This window comes from Ruegeria lacuscaerulensis (assembly GCF_013031245.1).
Taxonomy (GTDB): Bacteria; Pseudomonadota; Alphaproteobacteria; order Rhodobacterales; family Rhodobacteraceae; genus Ruegeria; species Ruegeria lacuscaerulensis_C.
The window spans coordinates 1-17,126 of the sequence record NZ_WPZL01000050.1 but is presented as its reverse complement, the minus strand read 5'-3'; the positions used below and the strand labels follow the sequence as shown (position 1 = coordinate 17,126).

16 protein-coding genes are annotated in these 17,126 nt (G+C 50.9%); 7 read left to right on the top strand and 9 right to left on the bottom strand.

The annotated features are described in order from the left end of the window. Window positions 1-630: 630 nt before the first annotated feature. Both GOX66_RS23990 and GOX66_RS23985 read right to left on the bottom strand, forming a co-directional pair. Complete coding sequence (locus GOX66_RS23990; protein WP_170766206.1) at window positions 631-1,050, bottom strand: ester cyclase; 420 nt, start codon at window positions 1,048-1,050, stop codon at window positions 631-633. Window positions 1,051-1,227: 177 nt separating this feature from the next. Next, window positions 1,228-1,401, bottom strand: a complete 174-nt coding sequence (locus GOX66_RS23985; RefSeq protein ID WP_170766204.1) for a hypothetical protein — start codon at window positions 1,399-1,401, stop codon at window positions 1,228-1,230. A 309-nt stretch (window positions 1,402-1,710) separates the two neighbouring features. On the opposite strand from GOX66_RS23985, the gene GOX66_RS23980 reads away from it, so the two are divergent. From GOX66_RS23980 to GOX66_RS23955, 6 genes are all read left to right on the top strand, one after another. Then, a complete protein-coding gene (locus tag GOX66_RS23980; RefSeq protein WP_170766203.1) occupies window positions 1,711-2,208 on the top strand; it encodes a hypothetical protein in 498 nt (165 codons plus the stop codon). A gap of 860 nt (window positions 2,209-3,068) precedes the next feature. Then, window positions 3,069-3,596: a roadblock/LC7 domain-containing protein gene (locus GOX66_RS23975; protein WP_214652764.1), complete on the top strand. Its 528-nt coding sequence runs from the start codon at window positions 3,069-3,071 to the stop codon at window positions 3,594-3,596. 111 nt (window positions 3,597-3,707) lie between these two features. After that, the gene (locus tag GOX66_RS23970) at window positions 3,708-4,385 is read left to right on the top strand and encodes a response regulator (RefSeq protein ID WP_170766201.1); all 678 of its coding nucleotides are present in this window, start codon (window positions 3,708-3,710) and stop codon (window positions 4,383-4,385) included. Then, entirely contained in the window at window positions 4,372-5,742 is a 1,371-nt protein-coding gene (locus GOX66_RS23965) for a sensor histidine kinase (RefSeq protein ID WP_170766199.1), read from the top strand. The genes GOX66_RS23970 and GOX66_RS23965 overlap by 14 nt, the downstream gene beginning before the upstream one ends. Window positions 5,743-5,834: 92 nt before the next feature. Continuing rightward, entirely contained in the window at window positions 5,835-6,158 is a 324-nt protein-coding gene (locus GOX66_RS23960) for a hypothetical protein (protein WP_170766197.1), read from the top strand. Between the two features lie 525 nt (window positions 6,159-6,683). Next, entirely contained in the window at window positions 6,684-8,048 is a 1,365-nt protein-coding gene (locus GOX66_RS23955) for a HAMP domain-containing sensor histidine kinase (RefSeq protein WP_170766195.1), read from the top strand. Window positions 8,049-8,232: 184 nt separating this feature from the next. Here GOX66_RS23955 and GOX66_RS23950 read toward each other — a convergent pair whose 3' ends face one another. From GOX66_RS23950 to GOX66_RS23925, 6 genes are all read right to left on the bottom strand, one after another. Next, window positions 8,233-8,904: a response regulator transcription factor gene (locus GOX66_RS23950; protein ID WP_170766193.1), complete on the bottom strand. Its 672-nt coding sequence runs from the start codon at window positions 8,902-8,904 to the stop codon at window positions 8,233-8,235. Window positions 8,905-9,000: 96 nt separating this feature from the next. Next, on the bottom strand, window positions 9,001-10,533 hold the full coding sequence (locus GOX66_RS23945) for a sensor histidine kinase (RefSeq protein WP_170766191.1): 1,533 nt from the start codon (window positions 10,531-10,533) through the stop codon (window positions 9,001-9,003). A 52-nt stretch (window positions 10,534-10,585) separates the two neighbouring features. Next, window positions 10,586-12,115, bottom strand: a complete 1,530-nt coding sequence (locus GOX66_RS23940; protein ID WP_170766189.1) for an ABC transporter ATP-binding protein — start codon at window positions 12,113-12,115, stop codon at window positions 10,586-10,588. Next, window positions 12,112-13,176 (bottom strand): DUF1611 domain-containing protein, encoded by a 1,065-nt coding sequence (locus GOX66_RS23935; protein ID WP_170766188.1) that lies wholly within the window; start codon window positions 13,174-13,176, stop codon window positions 12,112-12,114. The genes GOX66_RS23940 and GOX66_RS23935 overlap by 4 nt, the downstream gene beginning before the upstream one ends. A gap of 219 nt (window positions 13,177-13,395) precedes the next feature. Then, window positions 13,396-13,878, bottom strand: coding sequence for an EF-hand domain-containing protein (locus tag GOX66_RS23930; protein WP_170766187.1), 483 nt, complete (start codon window positions 13,876-13,878; stop codon window positions 13,396-13,398). 764 nt (window positions 13,879-14,642) lie between these two features. Next, window positions 14,643-15,536, bottom strand: a complete 894-nt coding sequence (locus GOX66_RS23925; protein WP_170766186.1) for a sulfotransferase domain-containing protein — start codon at window positions 15,534-15,536, stop codon at window positions 14,643-14,645. Window positions 15,537-15,616: 80 nt separating this feature from the next. Between GOX66_RS23925 and GOX66_RS23920 the strand changes: the two genes are divergently transcribed. Further along, window positions 15,617-16,549, top strand: coding sequence for a LysR family transcriptional regulator (locus GOX66_RS23920; RefSeq protein ID WP_170766185.1), 933 nt, complete (start codon window positions 15,617-15,619; stop codon window positions 16,547-16,549). A gap of 306 nt (window positions 16,550-16,855) precedes the next feature. On the opposite strand, the gene GOX66_RS26405 is transcribed toward GOX66_RS23920, so the two are convergent. Beyond that, entirely contained in the window at window positions 16,856-17,047 is a 192-nt protein-coding gene (locus GOX66_RS26405; protein ID WP_170766184.1) for a carbohydrate porin, read from the bottom strand. Window positions 17,048-17,126 lie beyond the last annotated feature (79 nt).

The following is a 17,126-nucleotide window of genomic DNA, read 5'->3' as shown; positions in this document are numbered from 1 at the left end:
AACTGCACTTTGGCACATTCGATGCCGGTGGAGCAGGAGCCACCCACCTCATCCGCTTTCTGTGTGAGCAATGGCTGCGTGGGCAAATATCCGGAATGTTGGGATACTGGAAATTGCAAAGCTTGGTTGCGAAGGCCCGGTTTGAGCTACGCGTGGCCAATCATGCTCACCGCAGAGAACGGCAGCACCGAGCCCAAAGTGACAAATGTTGTATTCCGAACAGAGGTGGGCTTTGCGCAGCGAAGCGGACTTTGCAAAGTCTGGTGAACCGCCCTAACGAACCTCTTTCGATTGAATACGATGCTGCGTCGCTGCCCGTATATCCGAGACATTCGCCATAGTTGCAAAAAACTGTGGTCGAGGCAGATTCATAAGGCACCAATGTGGTTCAAATACATTGCGCCCTTCGGGCCGCGAGCTCAAAACGGCGTGGATTAACGAAATTCGGAAGGACCGCCCTTGAGCTCCTAATAATGCTCACTTCGGTAGCTTCCGCGATAGCGAGAGCATCTTCTAGCTCAACGTCCAGATATGAAACGTCAAAAAACCGGCTCAAATAAACACATAGACTATTGTAGCCTCGCTTTCGGACCGCCTCAACCAACAGTACCTGACCACACCGGCCAGCCCTTAGAATTCCTTCGATAACCCCAGTTCGACAAGCTGCGTATGGAAGTCCCATACGACCCAGCTTTCGGCAATCAAACCGTTTTCAAAGCGATCTATTTGGATTCCTGTCCAATCAACGGAACGACCGGAAGGAGGATGACCCAGATAGGAACCCAGCTGTGTCCCTTTGAACCTCCAGTGGGTCGACACCCTGTCTCCCTCTGCAATTTGAGCAAGGATTTCGACTTTTAAGTCAGGAAATGCCTCATGATTGGACACCACGATTTTTGTCCACGTTTCTAAGTCAACGGTCCCCACATAACCTTTTGCGACTGGTTCCTGGTGGTTTAGATAAGCTGGTGAGAAAATTGAAATATCGATTGAAGATCTCACTGCCCACATTTCCAAAGCGCGGCGCGCCAGTGCTTTTTCATTCTCCATCAATCTCTCCTGAGCCTGCATGGGGGATGGCATTGGTGCCAAGATTAACCCCATAAAACAGTTAAGTATCATATCTCTTCTTAACATTTATCGTCTCCACGTCGTGATCAACTGGAATTACAATCAGCTAATTGCCTGTTTGTTGTTCTTGACGGTTTGAAATCAACGCGTCCGTTTTCACGCAACCAGCGAATTCTCCTTTCGCTTCGCTTGGACGTCTCCATTTTCATACTCTAGCATGGGCAACTTTCCGGTTAAGCGGCGCAGGTTAGCATGTGCGATCAAGGTGAAGAGGTCGCCAAGGTTAGGTGTACGGCGCGGTAAATCAGCGAGTGCCAGTTCAATCGGCATCAATAAATCCAGATTTTAGCTTCCTCCTGGCAACTGAAGACACACAGGAACTACGAAAATACTACGTACTGCCTTACATTTACGTACTGGCTGCAATGCTAATTGAACTTTACCAATGACTTGAACGTCGCATTGGGCTGGCTGGTTACATCTTGTCCAATATTACCACCGGCAGATTTGTTGAGCACTGCTGACATCTGTCCTCGTCAAGGACAATGGCGTGGAGCGGTAAACATGAAAGGGACGTATTGCTGATTTGAGAAACAAGGGCTTATTGTTTGTTAGCAATCAGCTTCTTGGGAGTTATCCATGCAAAGGTTTAGGTGCACAGCGCTAATTTGCTCGACAAGCATTGCGATGGCGTCCGATGCACAGTCGTTCGAACGCTGCGAGCCCTTCTCAGTACATTGGGATCAAGATCAGGTTACGGTGACGTTCATCGATCACGGCGCCGAGGGTCAGGATATTGGCGACCGCCGCATAAGCACTGGCCCGCTGCGAACGGAAGATGGCAAGGTTATCGGCGAAGGCGAAGCTGAAACAGTCGTTGTAAATATCGACGACAACGGCAAAGCCAGGATGACATCAGAAGTCATCCTGCATTTGCCGGGCGGTGCCATCATGTATAAAGCTGCATCAGCGCCGACTGTTCGTACCGTCGACGACACGACGGGGCCGGTTAACGCAAGTCGTGCCACTCGCATGATCATTGCAGGTTCCGGCGAGTTTTCTGGTGCCAGGGGAGAAGTAGAAGTTACACGGGGAGACGGAACCAGCCGATTGGATATACTGATATCCTGCGACTAGCTGAGCTGGAAAGTATCTGGGCTTTTTTGGCTTTTTTCGGTCGCCATTTTAAGCAATTTTGGAGGTCAGACATTGAATGTTCTCTGATTAAGGCCATAACTGTTGAAACGCACCTACTGACGTTCACAACGAATTTTCGCGCTCCACCCCAGCTGCGGGTTGAGCATGTCCACTTTGGGCTGCCACCAGCCAATCGAGCTGGTTGCAGAGAATGGCAACTCAGAGCCCAGAGAAACGAATGCTGCGCTCTGCACGAAGGTCGGTAATGCGCACACAATTGCCAATTAAGAACTGTTGTCCAGCTCGTTCTAAACCACTGCCGGCGGCTGAATACTCGCAAGGACAGTCAATGAGCCAATTGCGCCTAAGGCTTCACTTCACACCAATGCAAAAAACACATCCTTACAAATTTTTAAGCTGTCTGAAAGGTCGGTTAAAACTCCCAGTACTCTACGGACCGCTTAGTTGATTGGTAACGAGGCGAGGGTCTTATGCTGAGTTCTGTTTTATCCATTTTGGCTGGTGTTCTTTTTGAACTCGGGCATCTGTGCTTCGCATTCCTTCTGAGCCCCGAAAGTGTCTTGGCCCTTTCAGCCAACAATGCCCAATATTTGGCCCTAGCCTGCATTGCCGCACTTAATTTTTTGCATAGAGACCGCAATCACTCTCAGGACCTCGGTGCATCAGTTCGGAAAGTGACTTCAGATCCCAAGTGTCACGCCCATCGGAGCACAAGCGCCCTCCCAAGTTTGGATGACAGATTGGTGGATCAGCTATTCCTTCATGCCCAGGCAATTCGAAGCGGCAGGCATCCAGTTCGACGTTCTACCTCTATGATCACAGCAAGAATTGGATAGCGAATGTCGAAACCCAAAGGTGATGCCACCTCTGTGTTGGCCAGATTTAACGAAAGATTTGGTCTGGTTCAAAGGCACGTCATCACCATTCCAGCAGCAAACAACAGAGTTCGTCCATTCAATCAAATATCTGGTGCGGTTCAGACAAACAAATCCAAAGCCATAAAGGAGCCAAACATGTCATTGGACATTTCTAAACTAGGTGAAATCAAAGGTCTTTTGGGGGCGTGTCTCGTCGACAGTGACACAGGCCTAGTCCTAGACACAGAGGGTGGTGCAAAGTTTGATCTTGAAACAGCAGGCGCAGCGAATGTTGAAGTCGTTCGCGCCAAGCTTCAGGCAATCGAAGCGCTGAAACTTAACGATACTATCGAAGACATTCTGATCACACTTGGCAAACAGTTTCATCTGGTCCGCCCGCTGGACAAAAACCCAAACATCTTTGTGTATGTCGCGTTAGACAAGAAGACCGCCAATCTGGGTCTCGCGCGGCTTCAGGTGAAAGCTGTCGAAGAAACGTTGAGCCTCTAGTCTGCAACGATTTGCCAAATGGACTTAGCCATCTCGTTATGGCTGGGTTCACTTAACCGACTATTGGTAATTGCGATAAGCGGAACCACTGACTTATTCGGAGGTCTTGAAATGAAAATACTCGTCGCAGAAGACGACAAAAAGACTGCCGACTTTGTCAATTCTGGACTAAGGTCAAACGGTTTTAGTGTTGAGTGGTACGAAGATGGTCGGGATGCCCTGTCATATTGTTTGTACAATGAATGTGATGCCATCATCCTAGACCGAATGTTGCCAGGAATGGATGGTCTTTCCGTTCTCAAGGCCCTAAGGGCTGCACAGAAACAAACCCCAGTTCTGTTTCTCACGTCTTTAGGAGATGTTCAGGATAGAGTTGAGGGCTTGACCGAAGGTGCAGATGACTACTTGGTCAAGCCTTTTCATTTTTCAGAACTTCTGGCCCGTTTGAACAGCATTGTCAGGCGACAACCCTCCGGCGTCTCGACGACTAAGCTTCAAGTCCATGATCTGTCAATGGATCTGCTCGGCCGGGTGGTGAAGCGGCAGGATGTTACAATTGACTTGTTGCCCCGTGAATTTGCGCTGCTGGAAGTTTTGATGCGAAACACAGGGCGAGTGGTGACACGCACCATGCTTTTGGAGCAAGTCTGGGATTACAACTTCGATCCAAATTCGACTGTGATCGAGACGTATATCAGCCGTCTGAGGTCGAAGATCGACAAACCCTTTGAGACGCCGCTTCTGCACACGTCTCGAAACGTTGGATACAGCCTTCATGGGCCGCGCTAGCATTCTCTCAGGCGCTCCCTTCCAGACAGCTTGTTTCGCAGCATTGATCGTATGGATCATTACTGCTGTCTTCGGATACGCTGCATATCTGGCGCTGGAAGACCGGCTCCGTTCTGACCTTGAGCAACAAATCCTCGACGAAGAGCTCCTGCTTCATGAGATATTGTTGGACGGTGGGGCAGACGCAGTTCAGCGAGCGATTGAACACTTGAACAGTCCCAATCGAACCAGGCTTCACATTATCGCATTGTTCGACCAGCAAGGTACAGCCCTTGCTGGATCAATTGCGAAATCGCCCGACGAGATTGGTTGGCACGAGGTCGATCCGGATTTTGTTCAAATCGGTGGAGCATCCCCTGTCTATATGCTTCATACGTCTGATTACCTTGGATTTCGCACAGTCGTCGCCCGCAGCCTGACTTCACTCGATCAGGCTTTGACGACGCTTTGGGAGGGGTTGTTGCTGCTGACACTTGCGACAACTGCCGCTGTCTTGGGGCTTGGTTACTACTTCAGTTCTCAGAGCTTTCGGAAACTCGAGTGGATCGAGCGGACTCTCGATCAGGCTTTTCAAGAAAACGCCGCTATTCGTCTACCGGTCTCAGGTACAGGCGATCAATTCGATCGGATTTTCCAAATAGTTAACCGACGTCTCGACTGGATTTCGAATTTACTCAACAGCACTCAAACCACTGCAGTCACAATTGCACGCGACTTGAGAGTACCATTAACGAACGGGTTCATGTCGTTGCAGAAGGCATACAGCGAAGTTGAGTATGGGGGCGATCCGAAACCAAGCCTCAACGATTTAGAGTGCAACCTTAAGCGCATCAGAACTGTCTTCGACACAATACTCAAAGTATCTCAGATCGAGACGGGCGGGCATCAAAACAACTTTAAAACAGTCAATTTGAGTACGCTCGTTGAGAAAGTTGCAGAGGCTTTCTATCCGGTTGCGGTCGACGAGGGCAAACACATCTCGGCTGAATACAACGCCAACACGATTTTGATACGAGGTGACGAGGGCATGCTGAAACAGCTGCTCGTCAATCTTGTGCACAACTCACTTCGGTATTGCCCCTCGGGAACTTGGATCAGTATTTCCCTTACGGCCAAGTCTGAAGCTATTGAACTGGTCGTTGCGGACAACGGGCCTGGGGTTCCGGAACCTCAAATCAGCAAGATATTTGAAGCTTTTTTCCGAGCTGACAGCGCAAGAAACGAAGCTGGCAATGGACTTGGCTTATCGCTTGTGAAGGCCGTCGCGATACGGCACGGCGCAATAGTCACCGCTGAGAGCAACGAACCAGGCTTGCGGGTTTGCGTGAGCTTCGGGAAGCCCCTCATCGCCGCCTGAATACAAGTGGAAGACCTATACCGCTCTAAATTTTAACCAACTCTCGGACATCTCAAACCTGAAGGCTCAACTTTTTGAACGGAAGAACAACGATGAAGAAAGCAATATTCCTGTCGGCAGTCTTGCCTGCGGCTGCGGCGTTCGCAGACGAAACAGAATTCCGATGCACGTCGGATACAAATGGTGAAGTCATTCAAATCTTTCAGGAAGCTGATCTCTCAGAAGCGCGCCTGATAGTTGATAACACAGAGGGCATGGCCTCCGTTGCGCACGGTTTGGATGGTGTGACATTCATCCACATCAAGCCCGACGAAGTCTGGACCTTGGCGCTTCATTTTCCAACTATGACCTATGAGTTATCCACGCATGGGGCCTCATCAATCGAAGACCACGGGCATTGCACAAAGGGTGAGTGATCGACATAGAGCCCTCATTAATCAGGGACCCAGATACGAGAACCTTTCAAAAATGTAAGGTTGGTGAAAACCCATTGGAAAGAACGCGCAGCAGAAGATGTCATCGGGGTTGAAACTGAAACCAATCACTCGGCTGAGGAAGCACTCGTAGCCCTCCTATAGGGTGTCACCGGTACCGTGAAAACATGGGCCACTCACTCGTAAGCAAGCGTCCCTCAGCCAAAGCAGCGCTCCTTTCTACCCCCCTCGGAAAGGGGCGCTGCAAATTCGCCCTAACTTACGGTCTACTCGTTGCTGTATTGGGCGGAAACGCTCAGCTAACAAGATACGCGTAAAACTCAGTGCATCGGCCTTTTTGCACTTCGCCGAGCCTAAATTACCAGTGGTGCGACAATCTCATGCAATTTCCCCATACTTTTATTCCAATATTAGGTACAACCGTCGGATCACGCGCTTGGCTGGCCAGAATAGGTTTGTTTTTTCGAATCTGGATGTGGTCTTCACTATCACCGGATGAAGAGACTAATGAAACGCTCAAACATAGTATCTGGGGCAGCGTTTACCACAGCGTTATATGCAGCAGTGGTGATACTGCTTTCCGTTACAGCATTGGCATTTTTGACATTCGAAAGAATTCGTGGCGACCTGCAGCGGGAAATGGACTCGTTGTTAATCGACGAAATGCGTTTCATTCAGGAAATTCTGGACGACAACGACAACGATTCCGATGTCGTACAAGCGATCGATGATGCGACCCTCTGGTTGCCGTTCGACACCAGTTTGATCGGCCTGTTCGATAGCCAAGGGACGCGTCTGGCTGGAAACATCGATAATTACCCCTCCTTTCGAGGTTGGGGAGAAATCGAAGATGATGGCATAAATCTGGGCGGTGAAAAACGTATCCATCGGGTAAATGTGCAAACCTACCGTGGCTTTGTAATCGTGGTTGGTCGCGATCTTGCATTTGTGAAAAGCACACTTCGTTCGTTGGCATGGTCCTTGGTCGCAATCGGATTTGGAGCAACGTTGTGCACTTTATTAGTTGGGTACGTCTCCAGCATAAGAACATATCGCAAACTCGATCAAATGGCGAAGACGCTGAACAAAGTCTCAAAGGGTGAAGTAAGAGCGAGGCTTTCAGTCGGCAAAAACAACGATCAGATAGACCGGGTTGCGCGGCTGATGAACGGCCATCTCGACAACCTGACAGCATTGATGTCGACGACTCGATCAGCCGCTGCCGCCATTGCGCATGATCTGAAAAACCCGCTCACTCATGCTTATATCGCACTTCAGGAAGCGAAGGATTCCCTACAATCAGATGGTCAATCTTTAGAGCCGATTGACAAAATTCAATCTGAACTTGATCGTCTCAAATGGACCTTCGAAACAGTTTTACGGATCAACCGTATCGAAGAAGGTAACAGTCCCAAAGCTTTCAGCTATCTGAATTTGAACAGACTGGGTCGAGAAGCAGTTGAGAACATGATACCACTTGCGGAAGTTAAGGGCCAAAGTCTCAGTTTTGTGGAGAACCAATCAGGACGTACACTAATCGAAGGCGATGAAGGTATGCTGAAACAGCTTTGTGCAAACCTTTTGCAGAACTCAATCGATCACTGCCCGCAACATTCCAATGTTCGCCTGACCGTTGAACAAGATGAAAACTCCATTACGCTCTCGGTTGTTGACGATGGCCCCGGCGTTCCCGAAAACACACTGGGTAAGCTTTTTGTTCCGTTTTATAAGCTTGAAAGCGAGCGAAACAGTGTTGGCAATGGTTTGGGTTTAGCACTGGTGAAGGCAATTGCAGACCATCATTCAGCGCTCTTGACGGCTACAAATAATTCACCTGGGTTGGCAGTTTCTATTCAATTTGAAATTGCGTAGCGGCTTATCAAATATTGTTTGGCGTGCTGCGTTCTCTTGCACAGAATGGGCAAGAGAATTCTGTGGGAGTCTTCTTTTCAAGTCCTGAGATCGCTCAAGAACCGGAGCAAGGGTATTCGACCTTCCACAAATCGTAGGGCTCTTCACTGGAGGTACCTCTCCGACGGATCCACAAACGAAGTATTCAGCTCATACGATAGCCGACATTTCTGAGTGTCACGATCCGCTGACCTTCTGCACCGATTTTACGTCTGAGGCGCCCGACATATACATCGACAACATTGGTCAATGGATCTTCATTCATGCCCCAAACCGAATTCAAAATCCGCTCTCTGGATAAAACGCGCCCAACATTGGTTAAAAACAAAAGGAGAAGATCGCGCTCTTTTTTTGACAACTGGATTTCTTGACCATCAACAGCAACCTGAAGGGATTGCCTGTCAAATGTAAGTGCTCCGCAAGTAATCACAGTGTTGCTGAGGTCATCTGCATAGCTGTTGGCGCGGCGGTGCAACGCTTCTATCCGAGCGATGAGTTCGTCGAAATCAAAGGGTTTAGGAAGATAGTCGTCTGCACCAATCTTCAATCCTTCTACCCGTTCCTCAGAACTATCCAAGGCGGTCAACATCAGGATAGGGATCTTTGACTTTCGGGCACGTAGCTTGCGACACACATCTTGTCCCTGAATTCCCGGTAGCATCAGATCCAACAAGATAATATCATAATTGCCGGAGGCTACGTGCTCCAAGGCATCTTCCCCGCTTGGCGCATGATCAACGGACCAACCTTCAGCAGACAATCCGCGGCGTATGAAGTCAGCTACGCGGGTTTCGTCCTCGACAAGTAGAATATTCATAGCGTGCCTCAGTTTTCTTTCTGTCTGAAACCGTGTATTTGCAAAGCTGCGTGAGGTATTACCGGTATTGCAATTTGTTTCTGAAGCAGACAGGCATTAGCCCGTTTCTCGTTGAACATCGGATTGTACAATTTTCATTCGGGGTGCTTTGGGCAACGTTATAATGATTTGCAGCCCGCCCTCCTGGCGATCTTGAAGGTCAACAGTCCCTCCATGGGCTTCAACAATCGACTTAACGACCGGAAGCCCGAGGCCGCTTCCCTCGATACCCTGCCCCGAGGCGTTTGAGCCCCGAAAAAACCGATCGAACGCCTGGGACTTTTCCGCTGCACTCAGTCCGGGACCGTCGTCTTCGATTGTAATCGAGCAAGACGCGAGCCCTGCTTCCAATGTTGCGCTGATTGTTGGGCCTCCGTATCGTCGTGCATTTTGCAGCAACGCGAGTACTGACTGGCGAAGCCGAACCTCATCCACCGAAGCCATCACCATACCTTCCGGGCTTTCGACCTGAACCGGATCAGGAAACATCGCCACGGCATCCCGCACCACCTTTCGTAGGTCCGTTTCCTTGCGATCCAGCCTAAGTTGACCCGCCTCGAACCGAGCGACCGTTAGCATGTCATCAACGATTTGATTGGTGTGCTTTGCGGAATCGCGAATACGGGCGAGTGAATCGGAAGTATCCTCTGACAGCGTGTCTGATGTCCTTAAAGTAACGTCGGCCTCTCCAAGGATAATTGCCAGTGGTGTCCGTAACTCATGACTAATATCGGCCATCAATCGTTTGCGGTTCTCTTCACCCCTCTCAAGCTTGTCGATTAGTTGTTGAAGTTCGAATGTTCTAGCGGCGACCGTATCTTCAAGTTGCCTTTTTTGCTCGGCGCGACTTGCTTCGCGGGCAGCCAAGCCTTCCGCCATGCTATTCAGAACAGTGCCTAATTCTCTGAATTCACGGCTACCACCAAGATCTACGGGCTTCGAATAGTCGGCCCTGCGCAGGCGCCCAACGCCGTCTGCAAGCAACGTAAGTGGTTTTCTGATTTGGCGGTTGAACGACACAAGGGCCACCAGTAACACACCTATGGCGGCAAGAACGATCACGTAAACCAATCGCTCATTCCATTTTCGAAAGGTTGCTGCTTCGGCCAAGACTTCTTCAACCTCCTCTACTTCTTCATCAAGCGCAGCCTGAATTTTTTGATCAAGTTCATCGTCAATATCCCCGTCCAGCAGAGCGGCCAGTCGCTCGATCCGCACAAATGTCTCAATCGGGCTACCTACCTCTGAAAGGTTTGCGATAGCTGCGTTGACGGCTTCTATGTCGTCTTCGATCTCATCAAGAAGCTCCAGTTCCTCGAACTCCTCTTCGCCCACCATCTGGATTTCCCGGGCAATGGTTTTTCGGATTGCATCCAAAGTCTGGGCGATTTTCTCCTGCAGCTCTACTTCGCTTACCCCATCATCCCGATCGCCAATTAGGAGTGCGTCACCGTGTTGCTTGAACAGGCGGTACAGATCCGCCTCAAGCCTCAGATGCAGGCCATATGACTCTTGAGCCAGTGAAATCCGGGCATCCCACCATCGGGTTTTTTCAAGGCTGTACAGGGTAAGGCCCGCAAGCCCACCCAAAAAGCCGACCAGAACAGCAGCATAGATTCCAAACAGAGTAGACGAATGCATATCAACAGACCTTTGATTTTTGCTTCAAACTAAGCGGAGTGGCGTCTTCGGCCAATACAATGGTGGCTGACGAAAACTCTTGCAGAGACTCAAGCAACTCGACCCTGTGATGCAGGCAAGACGTCCACCTGATAGACGCGATGACGATGACGTCAGCTTTGCCAAGAACAGCGCGCACGAGATCCAATTGCAGGGTCTGAAGTGGCAACAAACCTTTACCGTTCTCCGCCAAGCATTGATCAAGGCCACGAGGCGCCGCGAGGAGATCGGACAGGCCAAAAATCCGCATGACCGTTGCTATCTTCAGGTCGCTCGGGCGCCTCCGACAGCTCAGCGTTGCAGATCGGCGCAAACTTCCCTGAAGTCCAACATGGTTATCTCCGATAAAGGCGATTTTCGGAGCAACTACTCGCCCACCATAACGGACATCGACGCCATCGTTTGCGTCGAGCCCGGCAATGATACGCGCGAGGCTGTTTGCATGTTTGTCTGTTAGTTTGGAAACTGATCCGGGCGAGGCCACAAATGAGATAGGCACCCGGTCGAGTTCTCCGGTCACCTTGATGGAAACCGGACCGTTTTGATTTGTTGCAGATCTGGTCACCACTGGTTCCGAAAGCAGTCTTTCGGCTTTTTCACGGGCGACCCTCCACGCGCAATACTGGTCCCACGCCCCGGCCAGATTTTGCAACGGCAGGGCAATCAACGCCAATACCGACAGGCAAGCTGCAACTGTCGACGGTGCAATGGCGTGCCGACTGGCTTGCCAGAGCATCAGCAGACCGGTTAACGCGACACCCAGTTGCAAGACTGCCTGAAGGCTGGTTGTTCTACCGCGACGAGCCAGCGCATCACTGCGCAGTGATGCGCCCTGTCTATCAAGCTTACGCAATTCACGGTCGGTCCGACCCATCAGGTCCAGTTCGGGCGCGATAGAAATGCGTTCAATCATGGAAATGGCGATGTTGGCGCGATTTCGACGAAGTTTTTGATGGCGCCGGGCAAGATGCCAGGCTAGCAACCCCATCGCGACCAGTGCAACACTCAGCGAGGCGACACCATTGATCGCAAGCATAGGGTTGAGGAAATACAGAATGGAAGCCGCGCCAGGTATCACAATCATTGCAGACCAAGCATCCGGTAATCCGCGACCAAACCAAAGTCGCGCTGCAGACAGGTCACCAACAAACCTAAGGGACAATGCGCCAACGCGGCGTTTTTCATGTCGGGACTTTGGAAGTTGCGCGATCTTCCGATACAGCGTCCGGCGCAATGAAATTGCGTAACTCTGGCCAAGCGCTTCTGCGCGATATCGTGATAAGAGCATACATGCCGCCGCAACGGTACCGGAGATCGCCAGTTGCAAGACAGTATTCGTTGCGAGTGCATCTCCTGCGTGAAGCGCCGCAAAAGCATCCCGTGTGGCAAACGCTGCGAAAGCCAGCGCAATAGCCTGCATGATGCCACAGGACACCACGAGGACCGCATCAATGATGCGGTCCCTTGTGGCCAAACTAGGGAGGGGGGTCATGCGGCCACATCTTCTGGTTCGCGCCGCATCAGCGGCGTAACATATTGGGCGATTATCGCTGGCGACCAAAGATCTTCGCGCGATAAAATCGGGCGGCCGGTTACCTCTGCTGCTTCGGCGGCGGCCAATGGGGAACAACTGACCATCCCGGATACCGCAAATGGGCTGAGACCCACTTTGTTCAGAACGGTTACACCGCCCAATGCACTCAGCGCGTCCGGCGCAGCGAATAAAATGCCGTCCAATCGATCCCGAATGCGTGAGGACTGTAAGATAGCCCGCGTTTCCTGTTGAAACACACCATCGGCAATCTCAACAACTACAACTTCGGCACCACGAGACGCTGCAGTTGCGACCAGTGTATCAAATCCGGATTCGATCGCTGCAAGTGGCATCCGATAAGTGGTGGCCATACCAACATCCGTGAAATCGAGGGCCGGCGCACCGCCATCTTCGAAACTGTTGAAGTCACCGAAGGCTCCGGTTCCGGTGGCTTTTACACCGGCGACGGCAACTCCAGAACGCATAAGCCCATGGCCAAGGCTTGATGCGGCTGTAGTTTTTCCTGAGTTCATCGACGCACCAAACACGCCAATAACGGTTACTTGGTCATTGGCTGGCAGCGACGGCAGCGCATAGTCTGCTACGTTGATCACCTGACCCTTTGCATCGGTCAAAAGGCCGATGGGCTTCAATCGTGTTGGTTCGTCCATGCGGACATGGGCGGCGTCTACGCGACCTGCGACGCCGCCACCAGCGACAAGATCGATAAGATCATCATCAATCACCGCGCTGGCAAGAAACTGGTCTGGTGCGTACCGGTCGCCCAGAGCCAGAACAACGTAATCGCCCGGGTAGCTGACTGAGGCGCGACGTTCCGCCAATTGGATTTTCTTGTGATGACCGATCTCGGCGATCTCACAGAGGATAAGATCCCCTGCTTTTGCAGTATTCAACTGCGTGGAAAGCCCATGTACATCGGACCGATCAACTCTGCGGGTTGTAAATGCCCATTTTGCGACTTCGCAGGCAACAGGCGAGACTTGTGGAAACTGTGTCATGCTTTGCTCCGTGACTGGCTGTTCAGTGAAATCGTTTTGCCAGAGTGATGTGAGAACAATTGCAATGTGGAATGAAGGGATGGCATGCGTTCGAATGAACAACAAATGAACACTTTTTCAGGGATCCACGTTTCTGCCTCAAAGCATTCTTATGCTAGTTCGATCTCCTGTGTGCTCTTGTGAGCAGCCACTTAGAGAGTGCAAACGAACGGTCTTCGGTCAGTCATCATCCCCGCCGTCGTCACCACCTCCACCGTCATCCCCGCCATCATCGTTGCGATCGTCGCCCCGGTCATCGTCTCTGTCATCGTCTCTATCCCGTTCTCCAGACCCTCCGTTGTTGGCTCCGCGATCATCTTGCCCTTCCTTTTGATCTCCACGACCGCTGCGGTCATCAGAGCTACCTATCTTGTTTTTTGTGCCCCTGCGTAACTCATTGATCGTGATGCGGTTGTCTCGGTTGCGGTCAATGTCCTCAAGAAGTCTGCGCGCACCAACTTCTCCAAATGCGGCGGTCAGCTCATTCAAGCTCAGGACACCGTCAGAATTCGTGTCAACAGACCGAAAACTGGCAGTTTGCGCAGCTGCTTTGTTGAACTGGCTGTCGCCAATCAAAAAGGTGAAAGCCATTAAAATGACGCAGGTCGTGTAGCGGAAAATCCCCAACTTGCGGTGTGCTGACTTACTTCCAGTCTTTGTCACAGACGGTCCCCTGCTCGTCGGTTGTTTATGTGAACCAACGTTACTTAATTCCAGTAGGACAATATGGCTCGCAGAGATGAATAGGGCATATAGGTAATATGAACGTTGGATGAACGGTGTTTTCCATGCGAAAAGAAGGCTTGGTTTTGTTGATTGGAAACCTCTCGGTATCAAATCAAGAGATCAGAGCCGCAGGAACAGAAAATGCAGTTTTTTCAGTTTACTACCGGCAAAATTCGGAGGGCAGTTGCTGCGCAATTGCCGCCTTTGGTCCTTACGAAATAACCTTCTTGGCCTCTAAACCTAGGTATGTTCGATCAATCGGTTCTCGAAGCCAAAAACGTGGGTTCGTTTCAAGCAATTCAAAAGGTCTTCGGTAAACTTGCAATTTTCATAACTCAATCAGAGGTATTCTCCACGAAATAAGTCCACTGCTTCTTTCACATTGAAGGTCTGATCTTATCCGGCAGCCATACTATTTTGCACGAACCGCGAATGCCTGCTTCCTGCCAGAGAAGTATTTCGCCGCGGTCGCAAAGCGCACAAAGCGGTCATTCGAGCGGACAATACCACCGGCAGGTTTGTCCGCCTTGCGGCCATCTGGATCAGATGCGGCATAGGTATGCAATGAGCCCATTGTTACCAGCTTTCTGTGATGCGGCGAAGGTCTGCTTCAGCTGTGCAATCGCGTTACAGAGTAATGTTTTAGAATATGTTTGCGGTGGTGGTATCGCCGGGCGGGTGTTCCCACCTGCGACAGAACCCTAACGTGAGCCTGTTTCAATCCAGTTGGCACATGTATCGCCCAGTTGCTCGCGGGCCATATGCTTGTACCGCTGACTTAAATATTCGGGTAGATCACTTTTCCAACGACCATTCGCCCCTTTGTGGATGAACGTCTTTGCACCTCCTTCCCAGAACGCACCCCCAAGTGGCACCGATTGTTCTGCATTGGATTTCATGTAGTCGAACGAACAATGTTTCAACACGTCCACCATCGTGTCGTCATCTATGTCGACATCGATAAATTCAGCAATCTCACGTATTTGACCTTCCATGTCGGCTTTAAGGTTCGCGAAATGCACCAACTTGACATTCGGGAGGTTACGCACCGCCCACCACGATCTTACGTTTTCCCAAAATGACCAAAATGGTGCGCCGTCGTTCTCTAACCAATTCTCGAAATATGTTGGAGGTTCTCCGATGGGTGGCGCCAGAGGCGGCCCGACGCGTCCGGGTGTATTGTTCAGAGCATCGTACCAGGCTTCGTTACCATTGACGTGATGATTGTAGAGTGACCAGACGATATCCCGGCCGTCGCGACCAATGTAAATATATTTGGCCTTTTCCGAAAACACGAGCGCATCCACTGGCAGGTGGGTTTTCAGGAATCTGCGGTGAGTTTGTGCTTCGATCATCGGGAGTTTCACTTCCAGCGGCGGTACTCGCAGATCAACCCACGGGCTCATCTCGGCGACGGGCAGGTCCTCTTTGCCACGAAATACCAACTGGCTAATGATCTGCTGCATCCAAGTGGTTCCGGATTTTGCGTAAGTCGCAATGATGATGTCGTCATCGCGAAAGCTGAAATTGTCCCAGATTGTGCTGTCGATGTGATGGTTTTGAATATCTCTGGTTTTCTCTGGCAGGGCGTTCATAGTTCCAGCTCTCCGTTCCCGTTGTATTCAAACTTAAGCTACCGGCTGGTCCGATCTGCAAAAATAGCGAATAGTAGGGCATGACACTGCAAAATTGCAGAATGATCACCGGGGGTACGTTCGTGTTCAACTGGAACGACATTCGCGTTTTTCTTGCCGTAGCTGAAGAAGGCTCGACTCTGGCGGCAGCCAGTGTCATCGGCATGAACCAAACCACAGTTGCGCGCCGGATCGAAGCTCTTGAACACGCTCTTAAAATTCAATTATTTGAACGAGACAACCGCGGCTACAAGCTCACCGCTCAAGGTATGGCTCTGCTGGATGACATGAAAGGTATGCGCCGCGCGGCGTCAAAAGTATCTGTCTCGGCTGAGCAACTCGCCAGAGACGAACATGGTGTTATCCGTTTTTCAGGAAACGCAGAGGCCATGCAGCGGTTCGGTGCCGGGCTTGTATCCGCCTTTCGAGAGAAAAATCCAGGTATCAGCTTCGAACTTCAGATCGACATAGCCTGGGATAAGGATCAGCCGCCACTTGAGACGGGAAAATCTGACGTAGCCCTCCGACCTCTCGACGAGATATCAGGGGACACACTTATTGCCAAAAAAATTGCCCAGTTCCCGCTCGGTGTATACTGCAATCTCGCGTATCAGAAGATTCACGGTGCACCCGGAAATTTGGTGGAGGCCAGCGGGCACAAGTTTCTGATTTACTCCGAAGACATCGCAAGTGTCATGAAGTCTGTCCGTTGGTTGAATGATCAGATTGATCCGTCGCAAGTTCTTTATCAGGTGAATGCTGTGTCCAGTATGGTGGCAGCACTTCAAGTTGGCGATGCATTGGGTTTGTTACCGTGTGTAACAGGCGATGCGACCCCCGACTTGGTCCAGTGCTTCAAACATGAAGAGCTTCACCATAAGCTTTGGCTGATAGCTTCCCGCGAGAGTTATAGCCGCCCTGCGGTTAAAAAGTTTATGGCGTTCGCCAGCGAGCACTTTAAAGCGTTGACATGAAACAACCATTCAGGCGTTGCCAACAATCGGTGTTCGGATAGGCGTTTCGTGGTTGAAATATGAGCACAAGTTGCTGACGCTAGTCGAAATAGCCTCTTCAACATTCCTGCACGCAAAACTGCCATTCGTTTCAGATGATTGCCCAGTCGCCTTGGTGCGCCTAGCTGCTGAAGCTCCCATGGGACCGGACCTTGGCAATCCCGGACCAGCCGTTCGAGTATTGCACGGCTGACGGCAAGGGAGAGCCCTGTTTTACTGGACCCGCGCCTCCTACGAATGCCCGCAAAACAATACACAGCGGACGAATTAGAACGTCACGCGCACACGGATTCCCGCGGTTAGAACATCATCGAAGGCGGTGGTGGCAGCGGGATTTTTGACCCACTGAATCGATGGAGTAATCACAAAATTCTGGACTAGGGTGAGGCGATAAAAGGCCTCGGTTGTGATTTGATCGCGCAATGCTGGATTAGACGGGTCGCCCCAGCTGACACCCAAGCCAATGACATCGCTGGCGACCCGTGATCAGCCCCACTTGTGTGGTCCAATTTGATTGTTAGTGCATGATTGGCCTTTG